The sequence below is a fragment of the Streptomyces sp. RP5T genome (assembly GCF_003933965.1).
Taxonomy (GTDB): Bacteria; Actinomycetota; Actinomycetes; order Streptomycetales; family Streptomycetaceae; genus Streptomyces.
Genome location: NZ_RSAJ01001326.1, coordinates 1 through 380, shown reverse-complemented (window position 1 = coordinate 380; position 380 = coordinate 1). Strand labels below are relative to the sequence as shown.

Below are 380 nucleotides of genomic sequence, written 5' to 3'. Positions count from 1 at the left end.
GGGTCCCACCGCACCAAGGCCTGCACCGGCCGCAACGTGGGCTCGGCGACGACCACCACGGTGCCCCCGGCCTCCTGCGGTCGCACCAGCGCCGACGCCGCGATCCAGCGCCGCAGCGCGTCCTCTCCGGCCCGCAGGTCCGGCCGCCCCAGCATCGCCCAGCCGTCCAGCAACAGGGCCGCCGCGTACCCGCCCTCGGCGACCGGCTCCGCGCCCGGCGTGCTCACCACCAGCGCCGGGGCCCCCGGCACGGTGTCCAGCACATGCTCACGCCCCGACGTCCGCACCGGGACGGCCGGGAATGCCCGGCCCAGCTCCTCCGCGGTCCGCCGCGCCCCCACGACCTGCGCCCGCAGCCGGAACCCCCCGCACGCCTGACA

General features: G+C 78.9%; 1 pseudogene. It reads right to left on the bottom strand.

Going from position 1 to position 380, the window contains the following annotated elements:
* A pseudogene (locus EHS43_RS46050) lies at positions 1-380 on the bottom strand (primosome assembly protein PriA); the annotation flags it as partial.